A 15685-nucleotide genomic window follows, 5' to 3' on the forward strand; every position below is an offset into this window, starting at 1 on the left:
TCAGTCAAGCCCCACCTCCTTCTTGGCCTCCTCTAGCCTCTCCCGCACCGCCTCCGGGGCCGTGCCGCCATAGGAGCGGCGCCTATGGATGGCGGTCTCCAGGCGGAGGAGGGGAAGGGCGTCCTCGGCGAAGAGGGGGTGGTGGGCCTGGAGTTCTTCCAAGGTGAGGTCCTTAAGGGCCCGCCCCTCCTCCACAAGCCTTCGCACGAGCCTCCCCACCACGTGGTGGGCCTCCCGGAAGGGAAGCCCCTTTTCCGCCAGATAGTCGGCGAGCTCCGTGGCGAGGGTGTAGCCCCCCTCCGCCGCCCGCCACATCCTCTCCCGGCGCCACTTGAGCCCGGGGAGGAGGGCGGCGAGGAGCCTGAGGCTATCCCTGTAGGTGGCGAGGGCGTCCAAAAGGGGCTCCTTGTCCTCCTGGAGGTCCTTGTTGTAGGCGAGGGGAAGGCCCTTCACCACCGCGGAAAGCCCCACAAAGGCCCCGAGCACCCTTCCCGCCTTGGCGCGGATGAGCTCCAGGATGTCCGGGTTCTTCTTCTGGGGCATGATGGAAGACCCGGTGGCGAAGGCGTCGGGCACCTCCACGAAGCCGAACTCCTCGGTGCTGTAGAGGATGAGCTCCTCCGCCATGCGGGAGAGGTGGAGCATGCCGATGTTCAAGGCGGAAAGGACCTCCAGGGCGAAGTCCCGGGAGGCCACCGCGTCCAGGGAGTTCCGCATGGGGGCCTTGAAGCCAAGCTCCCTGGCGGTGAAGTGGCGGTCTATGGGGAAGCCCGTCCCCGCGAGGGCCGCCGCCCCCAGGGGGCTTTCGTTGAGGCGCTCTTTGGCGTCCTCCAGGCGCCCTGCGTCCCGCTTAAGCATCTCGTAGTAGGCGAGGAACCAGTGGGCAAGGAGCACGGGCTGGGCCCGCTGCAGGTGGGTGTAGCCGGGAAGGACATAAAGGGGGTCCAGGTGCTTCTCGGCCTCCCGCACCAGGACCCGCCGGAGCGCAAGGAGAAGGGCCAGGAGCTCGTCTATGGCCCCCCGCAGGTAAAGCCTCAGGTCCGTGGCCACCTGGTCGTTGCGGCTACGGGCGGTGTGGAGCTTGCCCCCCGGGGGGCCGACGAGCTCGGTAAGGCGGGCCTCGAGGTTCATGTGGACGTCCTCAAGCTCCTCCCGCCAGGGGAAGGTGCCCGCCTCAATCTCCTCCTCTATCCGGTCCAGCCCCTTGAGGATGGCCTCAAGCTCCTCCGCGCTCAGGAGGCCCACGGCGTGAAGCATGCGGGCGTGGACCCGGTTCTGCCAGAGGTCCTCCCGCCAAAGGGCCCGGTCAAAGGCAAGGGAGGCGTTGAAGCGGGCCGCAAGGGCATCCGGCCCCTCCCCGAAGCGGCCTCCCCAGGTCCTATGCGCCATGGCCCTCCCTCTCCACAAGGGCCCGCACCCGGAGGCGCAGGGCCTGGATCTTGATGAAGCCCTCGGCGTCCTTCTGGTCGTAGCCCCCTGCCTCGTCAAAGGAGACCAGGTCCTGGCGGTAGAGGCTCTTCGGGGCCTTCCTTCCCACCACGTAGACGTTCCCCTTGTAGAGCTTGAGCCGGGCCACGCCGGTGACGCTTCTCGCCACGTGGTCAAAGTAGGCCTGAAGGGCCTCCCGCTCCGGGGCGTACCAGAAGCCGTAGTAGACGAGCTCGGCGTACTTGGGGGAGAGCATGTCCCTTTGGTGGAGGACCTCCCGGTCCAGGGTGAGGCTTTCCACCGCCCGCCTGGCGTGGTAGAGGATCGTCCCCCCCGGGGTCTCGTAGACCCCCCGGGACTTCATGCCCACAAAGCGGTTCTCCACGATGTCCACCCGGCCCACCCCGTGACGCCCCCCGATCTCGTTGAGCCTCTGCAGAAGGGCCGCCGGGGAAAGCCTCTCCCCGTTCACCGCCACGGGATCGCCCTCAAAAAACTCCACCTCCACGTACTCCGGGGCGTCGGGAGCCTCCTCGGGGTCTTGGGTCATGCGGAACATCCCCTTGGGGGGCTCGGCCCAGGGGTCCTCGAGGACCCCGCCCTCGTAGGAAATATGCAAGAGGTTGGCGTCCATGGAGTAAGGCTTCTCCTGGGTCACGGGGACGGGAATGCCGTGGGCCTCGGCGTAGGCGATCATCTCCTTGCGGCCCTGGAAGCTCCACTCCCGCCAGGGGGCGATGACCTTGATGTCGGGCTTCAGGGCGTAGGCGGTGAGCTCAAAGCGCACCTGGTCGTTCCCCTTCCCCGTGGCCCCGTGGGCGATGGCCTCCGCCCCCTCCTCCTCGGCGATCCGCACCAGGTGCTTGGCGATCAAAGGCCTCGCGATGGAAGTGCCGAGGAGGTAGTAGCCCTCGTACACCGCGCCAGCCCGCATCATGGGGAAGACGAAGTCGCGGACGAACTCCTCCTTGAGGTCCAGGGCGATGGCCTTGGAAGCGCCCGTCCTCAGCGCCTTCTCCCGGGCCTCCTCCACCTCCTCCCCCTGGCCGATGTCCGCGGTGAAGGCGATGACCTCGGCCCGATAGGTCTCCTTGAGCCACTTGAGGATGATGCTGGTGTCCAGTCCGCCGGAGTAGGCCAAGACGATCTTCATGTCCCTCCCAGTCTACCCCTCGAGGGGGCGTGCATAAGTATACATGAACAAACCCGCGCCGTACCCTACCGCTTGACACCCTCCCAAGGCAAGGTTAGGATTGACCCCGGAAACTGCGAGAAGGAGGTACCGCATGACCCATATCTATAGGAGGTCTGGGCCTCGGTCGCAAAGGACGCGTTCTGTTGGAGGTGCTCTATGAGAAAAGCGTTAGGGCTCGGGCTTTTACTCGGCGCCCTCCTCCTGGCAGGCTGCGGCCAGGACACCGTCAAGCCCAGCGTCACCATCACCGCCCCCCAAAATGGCGCCACCGTCAACCAGGACACCCTCACCGTCCAAGGCACCGCCCAGGACAACGTCCGCGTAAACCGGGTCACCTACCAGCTCAACAACGGCCAGGAACAAGAGGTCCCCATCACCCCGGGAACCTCCGTCAACTTCGCCTTCACCCTCACCCTCCCACAAGGCCAAAACACCATCACCGTCCACGCCTACGACCCCTCCGGCAACAAGGGAACCGCTAGCGTCCAGGTCACCTACGACCCGCAAGCCGTCCACACCCTTTCGGGCTACGTGGTGAGGGAGAACGCTGGCGGTCCCGTGGCCTCGAGCACCCTCAAGCTTTATCGGGGAGGTGCCCTCGTCGCCACCACCACCACGGCAAGCGACGGCTCCTTCACCTTCACCAACCTGGCCCCTGGGACCTACCGCCTCGAGGCCCAAAAACCCGGGATGGCGGGGAGCCTCGTGGAGGGCATCCGGGTCCCGGAGATGGCCTCCATCACCCTCGTCCAGAAGCCCGCCTTTGACGCCACCGCCACCACCACCCCGCCCACCCTCCTCATCACCCAAGACGGGAACATCCCGCTGGAAGGGGGAATCTTCACCGACGTCATCCCCTTCCGCGTCCAGGTGGACACCTCCAAGGACTACGTACGCCCCATGCGCTACATTTACGTGGCCTTGGGCCGCACCCCAGGTTCGGCCTTCGTCACCAACTCCGCCACCTGGACGCGCCGCATCTTCACCGACACCGAGGACACCGGCAACCAGGCCCTGAGCGGATCCAACGTGGCGGGCTTTGGGGACGCGGATGGGGAAAACGTCTACCTGGAGGTGGTGGCCTACGACTTCAACGAAAACCGGAGCCACTACATCCTTCCCATCACCTTCATCAACACCAACCCCACCCAGGCCAACACCGTCCAGGCGCCCACCCAGGTGGCCGCCACCGCCATCACCCTCACCCAGGCCGTGGGCTTCTACGGCGTCAAGGCGCCCGCCAAGATCCAGGTTCCTGTGGCCAAGGGCCAAGTGGGCGAGCTTGCGCTGGATCCCATGGCCGTCCCCGAGGGAAGCAACCTCTACGTGGAGGTGCGCTGGTGCTACACCGACACCTCCGCCCCGCCGTTCGCCTTTGACATTGAGCGCTCCACCGACGGCGCCAACTGGGTCCGGGTGGGCACCGTGGGCGGTGGGGCCAGCTCCAGCTGTTCCAGCAACCCCTTCAACCGCCCCTTCTACTTCCGCGACGCCTCTCCCGACCTCACCCCCGGCCAGACCTACCACTACCGGGTGGTGGCCCGGGGCGCGAGTTCGGCCGAAAGCCAGCCCAGCTCCACCACACCCCTTCCGCCCTTCTTCGCCCCCCTCCTCTCCCCCGCCGACGAGAGCGTGGGCGTGTCCAAAACCCCGGACTTCGTGATCGGCCATCCCCAGCTTCAGATCGGAGCCGACGGCGCCGCCTACAACCTGGTCCTCTGGGACACCCTGACCGGGGACGGCGTGGCCTGGCAGACGCTTTCGGGCTACAACCTCTACGTGGAGTTTGGCAACGGAGATAACGGCATCCCCGCGGGAGAGGCCTTGGTCTATGGCTTCCATCCCGCCGTCAACAACTTCGTGATCTTCACCGACACCACCGACCCCAACAACCCCAACCTCGTCCCCGTGGACGTGGCCCAGGGCGAGGTCACCCTGCCCTACGACTTTGACGGCCTGGCCCAGCTTCCCGAGCTCCAAGCCCTCCGCACCTACGCCTGGCAGCTTTACGTGAGCTACGCCTACAAGTACAACCCCGGGGAAAACTACCGCATCTCGGCCTACAGCATCCAGACCTGGCCCAGCTCCACCTCCTTCATCCGCATCAGCCGCACGGGGACCCAGGTCTTTGATTTCACCACCGGTGAGTAAGGAGGCAGCATGAAGAAGCCTTTGATCCTCTCCGCCCTTGCGCTGGCCGCTCTGCTCTCGGCCTGCTCCCAGGCTCCGAGGCCGACGAACGCCTCCCCGACGCCCGGCCTTGTGACCACCTCCGAGGGTGTGCGCCACTACCAGGGGCAGGTGGTGGTGGGCTACGAGGACGAGTCCGGCCTTCAGGAGGCCATCCGTAAGCTGGGGGCCAAGGAGATCGCCCGTATCCCCGAGCTGAAGGCCGCCCTCCTCGAGGTGCCCGGGGATGCCGTCAAGGCGAGCCGGACCCTGAAGGGCCTCCCTGGCCTCCGCTACGCCGAGCCCCACCTGGCCCAGGTAACCCCCCCCAAGGACGACCCCGTGGAGCTCCCCAGGGGCCGGGAAAGCGGCCTCATTCCCTTGGGCAACCCCAGCGACCAAATCCTGGACGAGCTGCCCCAGTACGCTCTGGACCCACGCCACCTCGCCGCCAAGGCGGCCTGGGACAGGGGGTTTGAAGGCGAGGGGGTGGTGGTGGCCATCATTGACGACCCCGCGGACGTAACCCACCCTGACCTCGCCCCCAACTGGGCGGGGAAGGCCTATGACCCGGTCACCGACACCACCTACACCAGCGCCAGCGGCTGGCTGAACTTTATCCAGGGCCTCAACGCCCCCGCCGACCTCTACCACGGCACCTACGTGGCCTCCACGGTGAGTGCCCCCAGGGACGGCCAGGGCATCGCGGGGCTCGCCCCCAAGACCAAGTTCCTCCCCGTGGCCATCTTCCAGCCCGACTACGTGGGGGACTTCTACGTGGCCCGGGGCATCGTCTGGGCCGTGAACAACGGAGCCCAAGTGCTCAACAACTCCTGGGGCGGCCTCGGCTACGGCCAACTGGTCAAGGAGGCCTTTGACTACGCCTTGGCCAACGGCGTGGTGGTGGTGGCGAGCGCCGGAAACTCCTACAAAGACGAGGTGCGCACCCCCGCGGGCTATCCCGGGATCATCGCCTCGGCCGCCGCCGACGGCAACCGCAACAAGACGGACTTCTCCACCTACGGGCGGCACATCTCCAGCGCCGCCCCCGGCTTGGACGTCCTCCTGGCCAACCCCACCTGGCTCGGGGGCGGCTACGGCCTCATCTCCGGAACGTCCTTCTCCGGCCCCTACACCGCCGCGGCGGCCGCCCTGGTGAAGGCCGCCTGCCCTGGCGCCACCCCTTATCAGGTGCGCCGTGCCTTGGAAACCACCACCTGGGAAAAGACCTTCACCCGGGAAAAGGGATGGGGCCACCTGCACGCGGGCCAGCTTGCCGAGCTCCTCTCCCAAGGCTGTGCCGCCTTGCCCGCGAAAGGCGCCGTGGTCCGGGTGAAGGTGGAGTACTTCAACGAGCGGGGCACCTTCCCTGGCCTTCTCGCCGACGTGATCCTGCGGGGGAAGGGCCTAAAGCCGGGGGATCCCACCGACCCTACCCCCGTTTACTGGGCCCGTACGGACCAAAACGGCGAGGCCTGGTTCTACGAGATCGCCCCGGGCGAGTACGATATCTACGTGGCCGGGGCGGACCTGGCCCTCACGGGCGGACCTCCCGAGGAGCGGGGCACCTTCGTGGGCACCCTGGTGGCCACCCCGGGCTCTAGCGCCTTCAGCCCCGACTCCAAGCTCGTCCGCCTCAACGCAAGCGAGGTCAACCTAAACCCCACCGATCCTTACGAACCCAACGACACCCTCTCTCAGGCCAAGCCCATCGCCTACGGCCAGACCACCCAGCTCGCCTATATCTTCGGCCAACCCCAGGACTACGACTACTTCCAGTTCACGGGAAGCGCTGGGGACACGATCAAGGCCCGCGTCTACGCTCGCTCCAGCATCGGAGGGACCCTGGACTCCTACCTCTACCTCCTGGACGAAAACGGGCAGGTCCTGGCCGAAAACGACGACATCATTTTCGGCCAAATCACCGACTCGGAGATCATCTTCACCCTGCCCCAGGACGGCACCTATTACCTTGTAGTGACCAGCTACACCATCGCCAACGGCGGTAGCGACGACAGCCCCTTCAACAAGTACCGCCTCGAGCTCCAGAAGACCAACTAAGGTCCGTAAGCACCCACCCCCCGGGCTTCCCCGGGGGGTGGTCAAGTTTCGCCTACAGGTGAATCGGCCGCTCCCACGCCGCCAGCGCCGCCTCCTTGAGGATCTCGGAGAGGGAGGGGTGGGCGTGAGGGGCGCGGCCCAAGTCCTCGGCGCTCGCCTTGAAGAAGAGGGCCAAGGCGGCCTCGGCCAGGACGTCCCCCACCCGGGCCCCGATCCCGTGCACCCCGAGGATGCGGTCCGTCTTGGCGTGGGCGAGGACCTTAATAAACCCCTCCGTCTCCCCCATGGCCCGGGCGCGGCCCGAGGCGGAGTAGGGGAACTTCCCCACCTTGTAGGGGATGCCCTGCGCCTTCAGCTCTTCCTCGGTGTAGCCCACGGCGGCGATCTCGGGGTGGGTGTAGACCACGCTGGGGATGGCCTGGTAGTCCACGTGGCCGAAGCCCCGGACCATGTGCTCCACGGCGGCGATCCCTTCCTCGCTCGCCTTGTGGGCGAGCATGGGACCCCGCACCACGTCCCCGATGGCGTAGATGTGGGGAACGCGGGTCCTCAGGTGCTCGTCCACGGGGATCCGCCCCCGCTCGTCCGTGGAAAGCCCGGCGTTCTCCAGGGAAAGCCCCTCGGTGTAGGGCCTCCGGCCCACGGCCACGAGGACCCGATCCGCCTCCAAGACCTCGCCCCCCTCAAGCTCCACCCGGGCCCCCTTGGCCTCAGGCACCACGGCAGTGACCCGCACCCCGGTGCGGATCGTGAGGCCCTGCTTCTTGAAGACCCTCTCCGCCGCCCGGGAGACCTCGAGGTCCATGGTGGGGAGGATGCGGTCCATGTACTCCAGGACGATGACCTCCGCCCCCAGGCGGTGCCAGACCACCCCGAGCTCCAGCCCGATCACCCCGCCCCCCACCACGATGAGCCTCTTCGGCACCTCGGGGAAGGAAAGGGCCTCGGTGGAGGTCACCACCCGCTCGTAGTCCACCTGGGCCCAAGGGGGGATGAGGGGGGCGCTTCCCGTGGCGATGAGGATGTAGCGGGCCTCCAGCTCCTCCCCCGTCTCCTCCACCAAAACCTTGCGCTCGGAGAGGAAGCGGGCCGTGCCCTGGTGGCGGGCGATGCCGTTCTTTTTGAAGAGGAACTCCACCCCTTGGGTGTTGGCCTGGACCACCTTGTCCTTGTGGGCCATGAGGGCGGGAAGGTCCAGCTCCACCCCCTTCACCTTGGCCCCGAGGAGGCCCTTCTTCGCCTCGTAGATGCGTTCGGTGGTCTCCAGGAGGGCCTTGGAGGGGATGCACCCCACCCTGAGGCAGGTCCCCCCTAGGGCCTTCTCCTTCTCCACCACCCCCACCTTCATCCCGAGCTGGGCCGCCCGGATGGCGGCCACGTACCCCCCGGGCCCGGCGCCGATCACCAGGAGGTCGTACACGCTACACCTCCAAAAGGAGCCGCGCCGGGTTCTCAATGAGCTCCTTCACCCGGCGGAGGAAGGTGACCGCCTCCCGTCCGTCCACGATGCGGTGGTCGTAGGAGAGGGCGAGGTACATCATGGGCCTTATGACCACCTGGCCGTCCCGAACCACGGGGCGCTCCTGGATGGCGTGCATGCCCAGGATCCCCACCTGGGGCGGGTTGAGGAGGGGGGTGGAGTTCAGGGAGCCGTAGATCCCCCCGTTGGTGATGGTGAAGGTGCCCCCCATGAGCTCCTCGGGCTTGAGCTTCTTGGTGCGGGCCCTTTCGGCGAAGTCGGCGATCTTTTGCTCAATCTCGGCGAAGGAGAGGCGGTCGGCGTCGCGGATCACGGGGACCACCAGGCCCTCGCCTCCGCCCACGGCGATGCCGATGTCGTAGTAGCGGTGGTAGACGATGTGGTTGTCCCGGATCTCGGCGTTGAGCTCGGGGATCTCCTTGAGGGCCTGGACCACGGCCTTGACGAAGAAGCTCATGAAGCCGAGCTTGACCCCGTACTTCTTCTGGAAGGCCTCGCCGAACTCCTTCCTGAGGGCGATCACCGCCGACATGTCCGCCTCGTTGAAGGTGGTGAGCATGGCCGTGGTCTGGCGGACCATGAGGAGGCGCTCGGCGATCCGGCGGCGCAAGGGCGTCATGGGCACGGCCTCGCTCACCCGCCAGGGCTTGTCGGCGGGAGGCTGCGGGGGGGTGGAGGGCGGGGGCGCGGGGCGGGAGGGGGGAGGAGGCGGCGGGGCCTCCTGGGGTTTGGCGGGGGCCCTTTCCTCCAGGTGGCGCATCACGTCCTCCTTAAGGATCCGCCCGCCGAGGCCCGTCCCCTGAACCTCTGCCGGGGAGACGCCCTTTTCCTGCATGAGGCGCTCCGCGGCGGGCATGGCCAAAGGCTCTGGGGAGGGCTCCTTGGGGGCCTCGGCGGGCGCCTGGGCCTTGGGCGCGGCCTCCGCCCTCCCCTCCTCCAGGAGGGCGATGGCCTCCCCCACCCGGGCGGTCTCCCCGGTCCTCTTCAGGATCTGCTTCAGGGTCCCGGCGAAGGGGGCGGGGAGCTCTAGGGTGGCCTTGTCGGTGATGAGCTCCACCAAGGGCTCGTCCTGGGCGAAGCTCTCCCCTTCTCCCTTAAGCCAAGCGCCGATCTCCACTTCCACGATGCTTTCGCCCACGGAGGGCACCTTGAGTTCCTGCACGGCTACCTCCTTACCTGAACGCTTCCTCCAGCAGCTCCTCCTGCTCCAGCTTGTGGACCTTGGAGGAACCCACGGCGGGGCTCGGGGACTCGGGCCGGGCCACCACGGAGAAGGGGTGGCCGTAGATCTCGCCGCAGAAGCGGGCGGAGAGGTACCACCAGGCTCCCTGGTTCACCGGCTCCTCCTGCACAAAGACCACGGGCACCTTCTTGGGGTAGGCGCCGAGGGCCTCCTGAAGCTCGGCCTCGGGGAAGGGGTAGAGGAGCTCCAGCCTCAGGATGGCCACGTCCTCCGCCTGAAGCTCCTTGCGCTTCTGCAGGAGGTCGTAGTAGACCTTGCCCGAGGTAAGGAGGACCTTCCGCGCCCCCTTGACCCTTTCGGGGATCACCTTCTGGAAGCGCCCTTCCGCGAGCTCCTCCAGGGCGGAGACCACCTCGGGGTGGCGGAGGAGGCTTTTGGGGGTCATGACAACCAGGGGCTTGCGGATCTTCCGCTTCACCTGGCGGCGGAGGAGGTGGAAGAACTGGGCGGGGGTGGTGGGGTAGGCCACCTGGAGGTTGTCCTTGGCGGCGAGCTGCAAGAAGCGCTCCAGCCTCGCCGAGGAGTGCTCGGGGCCCTGGCCTTCCAGCCCGTGGGGCAGGAGGAGGACGAGGCCCGAGAGGCGGTTCCACTTGACCTCGGCGCTCGCCAGGAACTGGTCAATGTAGACCTGGGCCACGTTGACGAAGTCCCCGAACTGGGCCTCCCAGAGGACGAGGCCCTCGGGGTAGTCCAGGCTGTAGCCGTACTCAAACCCCAAGACCCCGGCCTCGGAGAGGGGGGAGTTGTGGATCTCCACCTCCGCCTGCCCCTCGGCCAGGTGCTGGAGGGGGATGTAGCGCTCCCCGGTGCGGTAGTCGTAGAGGGCGGCGTGGCGCTGGGTGAAGGTGCCCCGAAGGGCGTCCTGCCCCGTGAGGCGCACCCTGTGCCCTTCCACGGCCAAGGTGGCAAAGGCCAGGGCCTCGGCGGTGGCCCAGTCCACGGGCCGCTTCTCCTCGGCCATCTCCCGGCGGGCCTCGAGGAAACGCTTGAGCTTGGGGTGCACCTGGAAGCCCTCGGGGACCGAGCTAAGCCGCACCAGGAGGTTCTTCAGCCCCTCCTTGGGGAAGGCGGTGTCCGCCTCGGGAACCAGGTGGTCGGGCCCGCCCACGTAGCCCTGCCAGACCCCGCCCAGGGTGCTGTAGACCACAGGGGTGGCCTCGGCCTTCACCCGGGCGAACTCGCTTTCCAGCCGCTCCAGGTAGGCCTCCTGCCAGGCCTTAAGCTCCTCCTCGGAGACCAGGCCCTCGGCCTCAAGCCTCTCGGCGTAGACCCGCCAGGGCTCGGGCTTCTTGGCGATGAGGGCGTACATGCCCGGCTGGGTGAAGGTGGGCTCGTCCGTCTCGTTGTGCCCCCGGCGGCGGTAGCCCACGAGGTCAATGACCACGTCCTTGCCGTAGCGGCTCCGGTACTCCAGGGCGAGGGCGAGGACGAAGAGGAGCTCGTCCAGCGCCTCGGCGTTCACGTGGAAGATGGGCGCCCCCACCATCTTGGCGACGTCCGTGGGGTAGCGGCTGGAGGTGTACTCCGAGGGGAGGGTGGTGAAGCCCAGCTGGTTGTTGGCCACCACGTGGAGGGTGCCCCCCACCCGGTAGCCGGGAAGCTGGGAGAGGTTCAGGGTCTCCTGGACGATGCCCTCGCCGATGAAGGCCGCGTCCCCGTGCACCAAGACGGCGAGGCCCCGCTTCCTCTCCCGGTCGCCGAAGCGGTCCTGCTTGGCCCGGACCCTTCCCAGGGCCACGGGGTTCACGAACTCCAGGTGGCTCGGGTTGAAGTTGAGGGAGACGTGCACCGGGCCCCAGGGGGTCTCCACGTCCGTGGAGTGGCCCAGGTGGTACTTCACGTCCCCCACGTACCCCTCGGGGAAGAGCTCCTCAAACTCGCGGAAGATGGCCTCAAAGGGCTTCTCCACCACGTGGGCCAGGACGTTGAGCCGGCCCCGGTGGGCCATGCCCAGCACCACCTCCCGCACCCCAAAGCGGGCCGCCTCCTGGACCGCCTCCTGAAGGAGGGGGATGAGGCTTTCCAGGCCCTCCACGCTGAAGGTCTTCGCCCCCAGGTACTTCCGCTGGAGGAAGGCCTCAAAGAGGCTCGCCTGGAGGAGGCTCCGCAAGACCCGCCTCCGCACCTCGGGGGCGGGCTTGGGCCACGGGGCCTCAATCCGGGAAAGGAGCCACGCCCTTTCCTCGGGCTCCACGTGGGCCACCTCAAACCCCACGGGGCCCAGGTAGGTGGCCTCCAGGCGCTCAAGGAGGGCCCCTAAGGTGGGCGCGCCGAAGAGGGGGGGAAGGGGCCTCTTTAGGTCCTCCGGGGAGAGGCCGTGGGCCTCGAGGGAAAGCGCCTTGGGCCTCGGCCGCTCCCGGCCCAGGGGGTCTATGCGGGCCGCGAGGTGCCCGAGCTCCCGGTAAGCCTGGCGCAAAGCCTCCACCTTGAGGAGGAAGCCCAGGTCCAAGGCCTCGCCCGGGAGGGGGGCGGCCTGGCGTTCTCGTCGGCCGTCCTCCAGGTCCTCCAGGGTGAGGGCGGAGAAGTAGCGCCGCCAGTCCTCGGGGAGGGAAAGGGGATCCTCCAAGTAGGCCCGGTAAAGGGACTCTAGATAGCCTTGGCTTTCCAGCGTGAGCTCCATGGCGCCTCCGGGGGGTTACCCCCTACCTAAGCTACACCAAAAAGCGGTGTGGTGCGCCACGCCCCGTACAATGGGGGCATGGTCCTGAAGGAACGCCAAGACGGGGTTTTGGTCCTCACCCTGAACCGGCCCGAGAAGCTCAACGCCATCACCGGGGAGCTCCTAGACGCCCTTTACGCCGCCCTCAAGGAGGGGGAGGAGGACCGGGAGGTGCGCGCCCTCCTCCTCACGGGAGCGGGCCGGGCCTTCTCCGCCGGGCAGGACCTCACGGAGTTCGGCGACCGGAAGCCCGACTACGAGGCCCACCTGCGCCGCTACAACCGGGTGGTGGAGGCCTTGAGCGGCTTGGAGAAGCCCCTCGTGGTGGCGGTGAACGGGGTGGCGGCCGGGGCGGGGATGAGCCTCGCCCTATGGGGGGATCTCCGCCTCGCCGCCGTGGGGGCGAGCTTCACTACGGCCTTCGTCAGGATCGGCCTGGTGCCGGACTCGGGGCTGAGCTTCCTCCTCCCCCGGCTCGTGGGCCTCGCCAAGGCCCAGGAGCTCCTCCTCCTCTCCCCAAGGCTTTCCGCCGAGGAGGCCCTGGCCCTGGGGCTCGTGCACCGGGTGGTGCCCGCGGAAAAGCTCATGGAGGAGGCCCTCTCCTTGGCCAAAGAGCTCGCCCAGGGCCCCACCCGGGCCTACGCCCTCACCAAGAAGCTCCTCCTGGAGACCTACCGCCTCTCCCTCACCGAGGCTTTGGCCCTCGAGGCCGTCCTCCAGGGCCAGGCCGGCCAGACCCAGGACCACGAGGAGGGGGTCCGGGCCTTTAGGGAGAAGCGGCCGCCCCGCTTCCAGGGCCGATGATCCGCTACCTCCGGGGCCTGGTCCTCAAGAAGGAGGCGGGCGGCTTCGTCCTTCTCGCCGGGGGGGTGGGGTTCTTCCTCCAGGCCCCCACGCCCTTCCTCCAGGCCCTGGAGGAGGGGAAGGAGGTGGGGGTCCACACCCACCTCCTCCTCAAGGAGGAGGGGCTGTCCCTCTACGGCTTCCCCGACGAGGAGAACCTCGCCCTCTTTGAACTCCTCCTCTCGGTGAGCGGCGTGGGGCCCAAGGTGGCCCTCGCCCTCCTCTCGGCCCTGCCCCCTAGGCTCCTCGCCCGGGCCCTCCTGGAGGGGGACGCGAGGCTCCTCACCTCGGCGAGCGGGGTGGGGAGAAGGCTCGCCGAAAGGATCGCCCTGGAGCTCAAGGGGAAGGTGCCCCCCCACCTCCTCGCCGGGGAGAAGGTGGAGAGCGAGGCCGCGGAGGAGGCGGTGATGGCCCTCGCCGCCTTGGGGTTCAAGGAGGCCCAGGCGCGGGCGGTGGTCCTGGACCTCCTGGCCCAAAACCCCAAGGCCCGGGCCCAGGACCTCATCAAGGAGGCCCTAAAGCGCCTCCGCTAGGAAGACCTCCCTCAGGTCCCCCACCCGGAGGTCGGGGGAGGCCTCCGGGTCCTCCGGCCGCAGGCCCCGGTCCACCCATACGGCCCGCACCCCCGCCAGGCGGGCCCCCCGGACGTCCTTCTGGGGGTTGTCCCCCACCATGGCCGCCTCCTCCGGGGCCACCCCGAAGGCGCAGAGGGCCATGCGGAAGAGCCTGGGGTCGGGCTTGCCGATCCCCACCTCCCCGGAGATGAGGACCAGGGAGAAGTGGTGGGCAAGCCCCGCCCCGACGAGCTTTTCCCGCTGGAGGTCGGGCACCCCGTTGGTGAGGAGGGCCAGGGCGAGCCCGCGGCGCCGGGCCTCCGCCAGGAAGGCCTCCGCCTCCGGGTACAGGGGGTAGCGGCGCCTCTCCCGGAAGAAGGCCTCGGCGAGCTCCCGCGCCCGTTCGGGGGGCCCCCCCGCCTCCTCCAAGGCCTCCCGGAAGACCCGCTCCCGGAAAGGCCCGGCCCAGGCGGCCAGGGCCTCGAGGCCCGGGGTGCTGTACCGGGCCCACAGGGCCTCCAGGGCCGAGTGGCCGATGGCCTCGGCCCAAGGGTAGAAGGGGGCCTCCCGGAAGAGGGCCTCGGCCCGCGCCTTGACCCGGGCGAAGAAGCCCTCCACCCCCGCCTTACGCCCCAGGTCCTCCAGGACCGCGCGGCTTACCGGAAGGTCCTGAAGGAGGGTGTCGTCCAGGTCCAGAAGGAGAAGCTTCACGCCTCCTCCCGCACCAGGACGGGGTTCCCCCCGGGGTCAAAGAGGAGGAGGTGGTCCCCCGCCTCCCGGAAGCCGAGGCCGTACTTGGCGAGGCGGAGCTTCTCGTGGGCCAGGTTGTCCACGAGGAAGACGAGCCGCCCCTCCTCCACCCGGAGTCGGGCGAAGCCCTGCCCCTCGGGCCTCGGGCGCTGGGGGCCCCGCGCCACGCCCCCTTCCCCCGGGCGCAGGAGGAGCAGGGGGCCCTCGAGGGGGGAAAGAAGGGCCTCCCGCTCGGGGAGGAGCTCCTCCAGGGCGAGCCCCAGGGCCTGGTAGAAGCTCACCCCCTGCCCCAGGTCCGGCACGTAGACCAAGAGGGTCTCGCTCATAGGCTCCTCAGAAACCGCCTCAGGTCCTCCTCATCCGCCACCACGCGAAGAAGGCCCACGTCCTCCGGGGCGATCTCCCCGTGGGCCTTGAGGAGGCCGAGCCAGTAGGGGTCCACGGCCAGGGGGCGTCCCACGCCCCGCCTCAGATAGAGGAGGTTCCAGGCGAGGACGAGCTCCGCCAGGGTCCCCACCCCCCCGGGCAAGGCCAGGTACCCCGCCCCGAGGTCCAGGAGGCGGCCGATGCGCTGGGGAAGGGTGGCGGCGGGGAGCTCCAGGTCCACGAAGGGGTTAGGGCCCCTCCGCTCGGGAAAGAAGGCCGGGGCCGTGACCCCCACCACGAGGCCGCCCTTGGCCTTCACCCCCCTGGCCAGGGCCTCCATCCCCCCCTGGTACCCCCCGCAGGCGAGGCCAAACCCCTCCTCGGCCAGGACCTCCCCATAGCGCACCCACCGGGCGTAAAGGGGGTCTTCCGGGGAGAGGCGGGAGGAGACGAAAACGGCGAGCAGGCGCATCTAGCGGCAGCGGACCACCAGCACCGGGACGGAGGTCCGGTGGAGGACCCCCTCGGTCACCGAGCCCAAAAGGAGCCTGTCCAGGCCTGTCCGCCCGTGGGTGCCCATGACGAGGAGGTCGTACTCCTTGGCCGCCTCCACGATGGTGGGGATGGGCACCCCCTCCTTCACCTCCCCCGTGGCCTCCACCCCCTTGGCGCGGGCGAGGTCCAAGGCCTTCTTGATCGCCTCCTCCCCCGCCTTCCTGAGGTCCTCCAAGAGCTCCATCCCGTAGGGCACGCTCTCCGGGGCGATCCAGATGGTCTGGGCCGGGTTTTCCAAGACGTAGAGGAAGTGGACCTTGGCCCCCAGGGTCTTGGCCAGGTCCAGGCCGTGCTCCAGGGCCTGGAGGCTGCACGGGCTCCCGTCGGTGGGCATCAGGATCTTCTGGCACATGGCTCCATCATACGGGCAGGGCGCGGGCGG

At 68.5% G+C, this 15685-nt stretch carries 13 protein-coding genes; 4 read left to right on the forward strand and 9 right to left on the reverse strand.

Annotated features, from left to right (window positions below; all coding sequences use genetic code 11):
- Both argH and TTH_RS01500 read right to left on the reverse strand, forming a co-directional pair.
- Positions 1-1389: an argininosuccinate lyase gene (gene argH, locus TTH_RS01495; protein WP_011227830.1), complete on the reverse strand. Its 1389-nt coding sequence runs from the start codon at positions 1387-1389 to the stop codon at positions 1-3.
- On the reverse strand, positions 1379-2581 hold the full coding sequence (locus TTH_RS01500; protein ID WP_011227831.1) for an argininosuccinate synthase: 1203 nt from the start codon (positions 2579-2581) through the stop codon (positions 1379-1381). Before TTH_RS01500 ends, argH begins: the two co-directional genes overlap by 11 nt.
- A gap of 198 nt (positions 2582-2779) precedes the next feature.
- Between TTH_RS01500 and TTH_RS01505 the strand changes: the two genes are divergently transcribed.
- Together TTH_RS01505 and TTH_RS01510 are read left to right on the forward strand one after the other, a co-directional pair.
- On the forward strand, positions 2780-4774 hold the full coding sequence (locus tag TTH_RS01505) for an Ig-like domain-containing protein (protein WP_011227832.1): 1995 nt from the start codon (positions 2780-2782) through the stop codon (positions 4772-4774).
- Between the two features lie 9 nt (positions 4775-4783).
- A complete protein-coding gene (locus tag TTH_RS01510) occupies positions 4784-6853 on the forward strand; it encodes a S8 family serine peptidase (protein WP_011227833.1) in 2070 nt (689 codons plus the stop codon).
- A 52-nt stretch (positions 6854-6905) separates the two neighbouring features.
- On the opposite strand, the gene lpdA is transcribed toward TTH_RS01510, so the two are convergent.
- From lpdA to TTH_RS01525, 3 genes are read right to left on the reverse strand one after another with little or no spacing between them, the layout of a single operon-like run.
- Complete coding sequence (gene lpdA / locus TTH_RS01515) at positions 6906-8273, reverse strand: dihydrolipoyl dehydrogenase (RefSeq protein WP_011227834.1); 1368 nt, start codon at positions 8271-8273, stop codon at positions 6906-6908.
- A 1-nt stretch (position 8274) separates the two neighbouring features.
- On the reverse strand, positions 8275-9495 hold the full coding sequence (gene odhB / locus TTH_RS01520) for a 2-oxoglutarate dehydrogenase complex dihydrolipoyllysine-residue succinyltransferase (RefSeq protein ID WP_011227835.1): 1221 nt from the start codon (positions 9493-9495) through the stop codon (positions 8275-8277).
- A gap of 10 nt (positions 9496-9505) precedes the next feature.
- Positions 9506-12196 (reverse strand): 2-oxoglutarate dehydrogenase E1 component, encoded by a 2691-nt coding sequence (locus TTH_RS01525; protein ID WP_011227836.1) that lies wholly within the window; start codon positions 12194-12196, stop codon positions 9506-9508.
- A gap of 78 nt (positions 12197-12274) precedes the next feature.
- Here TTH_RS01525 and TTH_RS01530 point away from each other — a divergent pair, with 78 nt between their 5' ends.
- Both TTH_RS01530 and ruvA read left to right on the forward strand, forming a co-directional pair.
- Positions 12275-13039 carry an enoyl-CoA hydratase/isomerase family protein gene (locus tag TTH_RS01530; protein ID WP_011227837.1) on the forward strand — a complete coding sequence of 255 codons (765 nt, stop codon included), beginning with the start codon at positions 12275-12277 and terminating at the stop codon, positions 13037-13039.
- Positions 13036-13611, forward strand: coding sequence for a Holliday junction branch migration protein RuvA (ruvA, locus tag TTH_RS01535; protein WP_011174059.1), 576 nt, complete (start codon positions 13036-13038; stop codon positions 13609-13611). The genes TTH_RS01530 and ruvA overlap by 4 nt, the downstream gene beginning before the upstream one ends.
- On the opposite strand, the gene TTH_RS01540 is transcribed toward ruvA, so the two are convergent.
- Genes TTH_RS01540 through TTH_RS01555 form a run of 4 tightly spaced genes read right to left on the reverse strand, consistent with a single transcriptional unit; the run spans position 13594 to position 15655 of the window.
- Positions 13594-14343 (reverse strand): HAD family hydrolase, encoded by a 750-nt coding sequence (locus tag TTH_RS01540; protein WP_011227838.1) that lies wholly within the window; start codon positions 14341-14343, stop codon positions 13594-13596. The two genes, ruvA and TTH_RS01540, sit on opposite strands and share 18 nt — an antisense overlap.
- A complete protein-coding gene (locus TTH_RS01545; RefSeq protein ID WP_008632565.1) occupies positions 14340-14708 on the reverse strand; it encodes a hypothetical protein in 369 nt (122 codons plus the stop codon). Before TTH_RS01545 ends, TTH_RS01540 begins: the two co-directional genes overlap by 4 nt.
- Positions 14705-15220, reverse strand: a complete 516-nt coding sequence (locus TTH_RS01550) for an LOG family protein (protein WP_008632567.1) — start codon at positions 15218-15220, stop codon at positions 14705-14707. The genes TTH_RS01545 and TTH_RS01550 overlap by 4 nt, the downstream gene beginning before the upstream one ends.
- Complete coding sequence (locus TTH_RS01555) at positions 15221-15655, reverse strand: universal stress protein (RefSeq protein WP_011227839.1); 435 nt, start codon at positions 15653-15655, stop codon at positions 15221-15223.
- Positions 15656-15685 lie beyond the last annotated feature (30 nt).

Origin of the sequence: Thermus thermophilus HB8, from assembly GCF_000091545.1 — a bacterium.
Classification (GTDB): Bacteria; Deinococcota; Deinococci; order Deinococcales; family Thermaceae; genus Thermus; species Thermus thermophilus.

What these genes read in the sequence shown, in the direction of transcription:
- argH (WP_011227830.1), bottom strand. Translation starts at nt 1,389, where the DNA reads ATGGCGCATAGGACCTGGGGAGGCCGCTTCGGGGAGGGGCCGGATGCC.
- TTH_RS01500 (WP_011227831.1), bottom strand. Translation starts at nt 2,581, where the DNA reads ATGAAGATCGTCTTGGCCTACTCCGGCGGACTGGACACCAGCATCATC.
- TTH_RS01505 (WP_011227832.1), top strand. Translation starts at nt 2,780, where the DNA reads ATGAGAAAAGCGTTAGGGCTCGGGCTTTTACTCGGCGCCCTCCTCCTG.
- TTH_RS01510 (WP_011227833.1), top strand. Translation starts at nt 4,784, where the DNA reads ATGAAGAAGCCTTTGATCCTCTCCGCCCTTGCGCTGGCCGCTCTGCTC.
- TTH_RS01525 (WP_011227836.1), bottom strand. Translation starts at nt 12,196, where the DNA reads ATGGAGCTCACGCTGGAAAGCCAAGGCTATCTAGAGTCCCTTTACCGG.
- TTH_RS01530 (WP_011227837.1), top strand. Translation starts at nt 12,275, where the DNA reads ATGGTCCTGAAGGAACGCCAAGACGGGGTTTTGGTCCTCACCCTGAAC.
- ruvA (WP_011174059.1), top strand. Translation starts at nt 13,036, where the DNA reads ATGATCCGCTACCTCCGGGGCCTGGTCCTCAAGAAGGAGGCGGGCGGC.
- TTH_RS01545 (WP_008632565.1), bottom strand. Translation starts at nt 14,708, where the DNA reads ATGAGCGAGACCCTCTTGGTCTACGTGCCGGACCTGGGGCAGGGGGTG.
- TTH_RS01550 (WP_008632567.1), bottom strand. Translation starts at nt 15,220, where the DNA reads ATGCGCCTGCTCGCCGTTTTCGTCTCCTCCCGCCTCTCCCCGGAAGAC.
- TTH_RS01555 (WP_011227839.1), bottom strand. Translation starts at nt 15,655, where the DNA reads ATGTGCCAGAAGATCCTGATGCCCACCGACGGGAGCCCGTGCAGCCTC.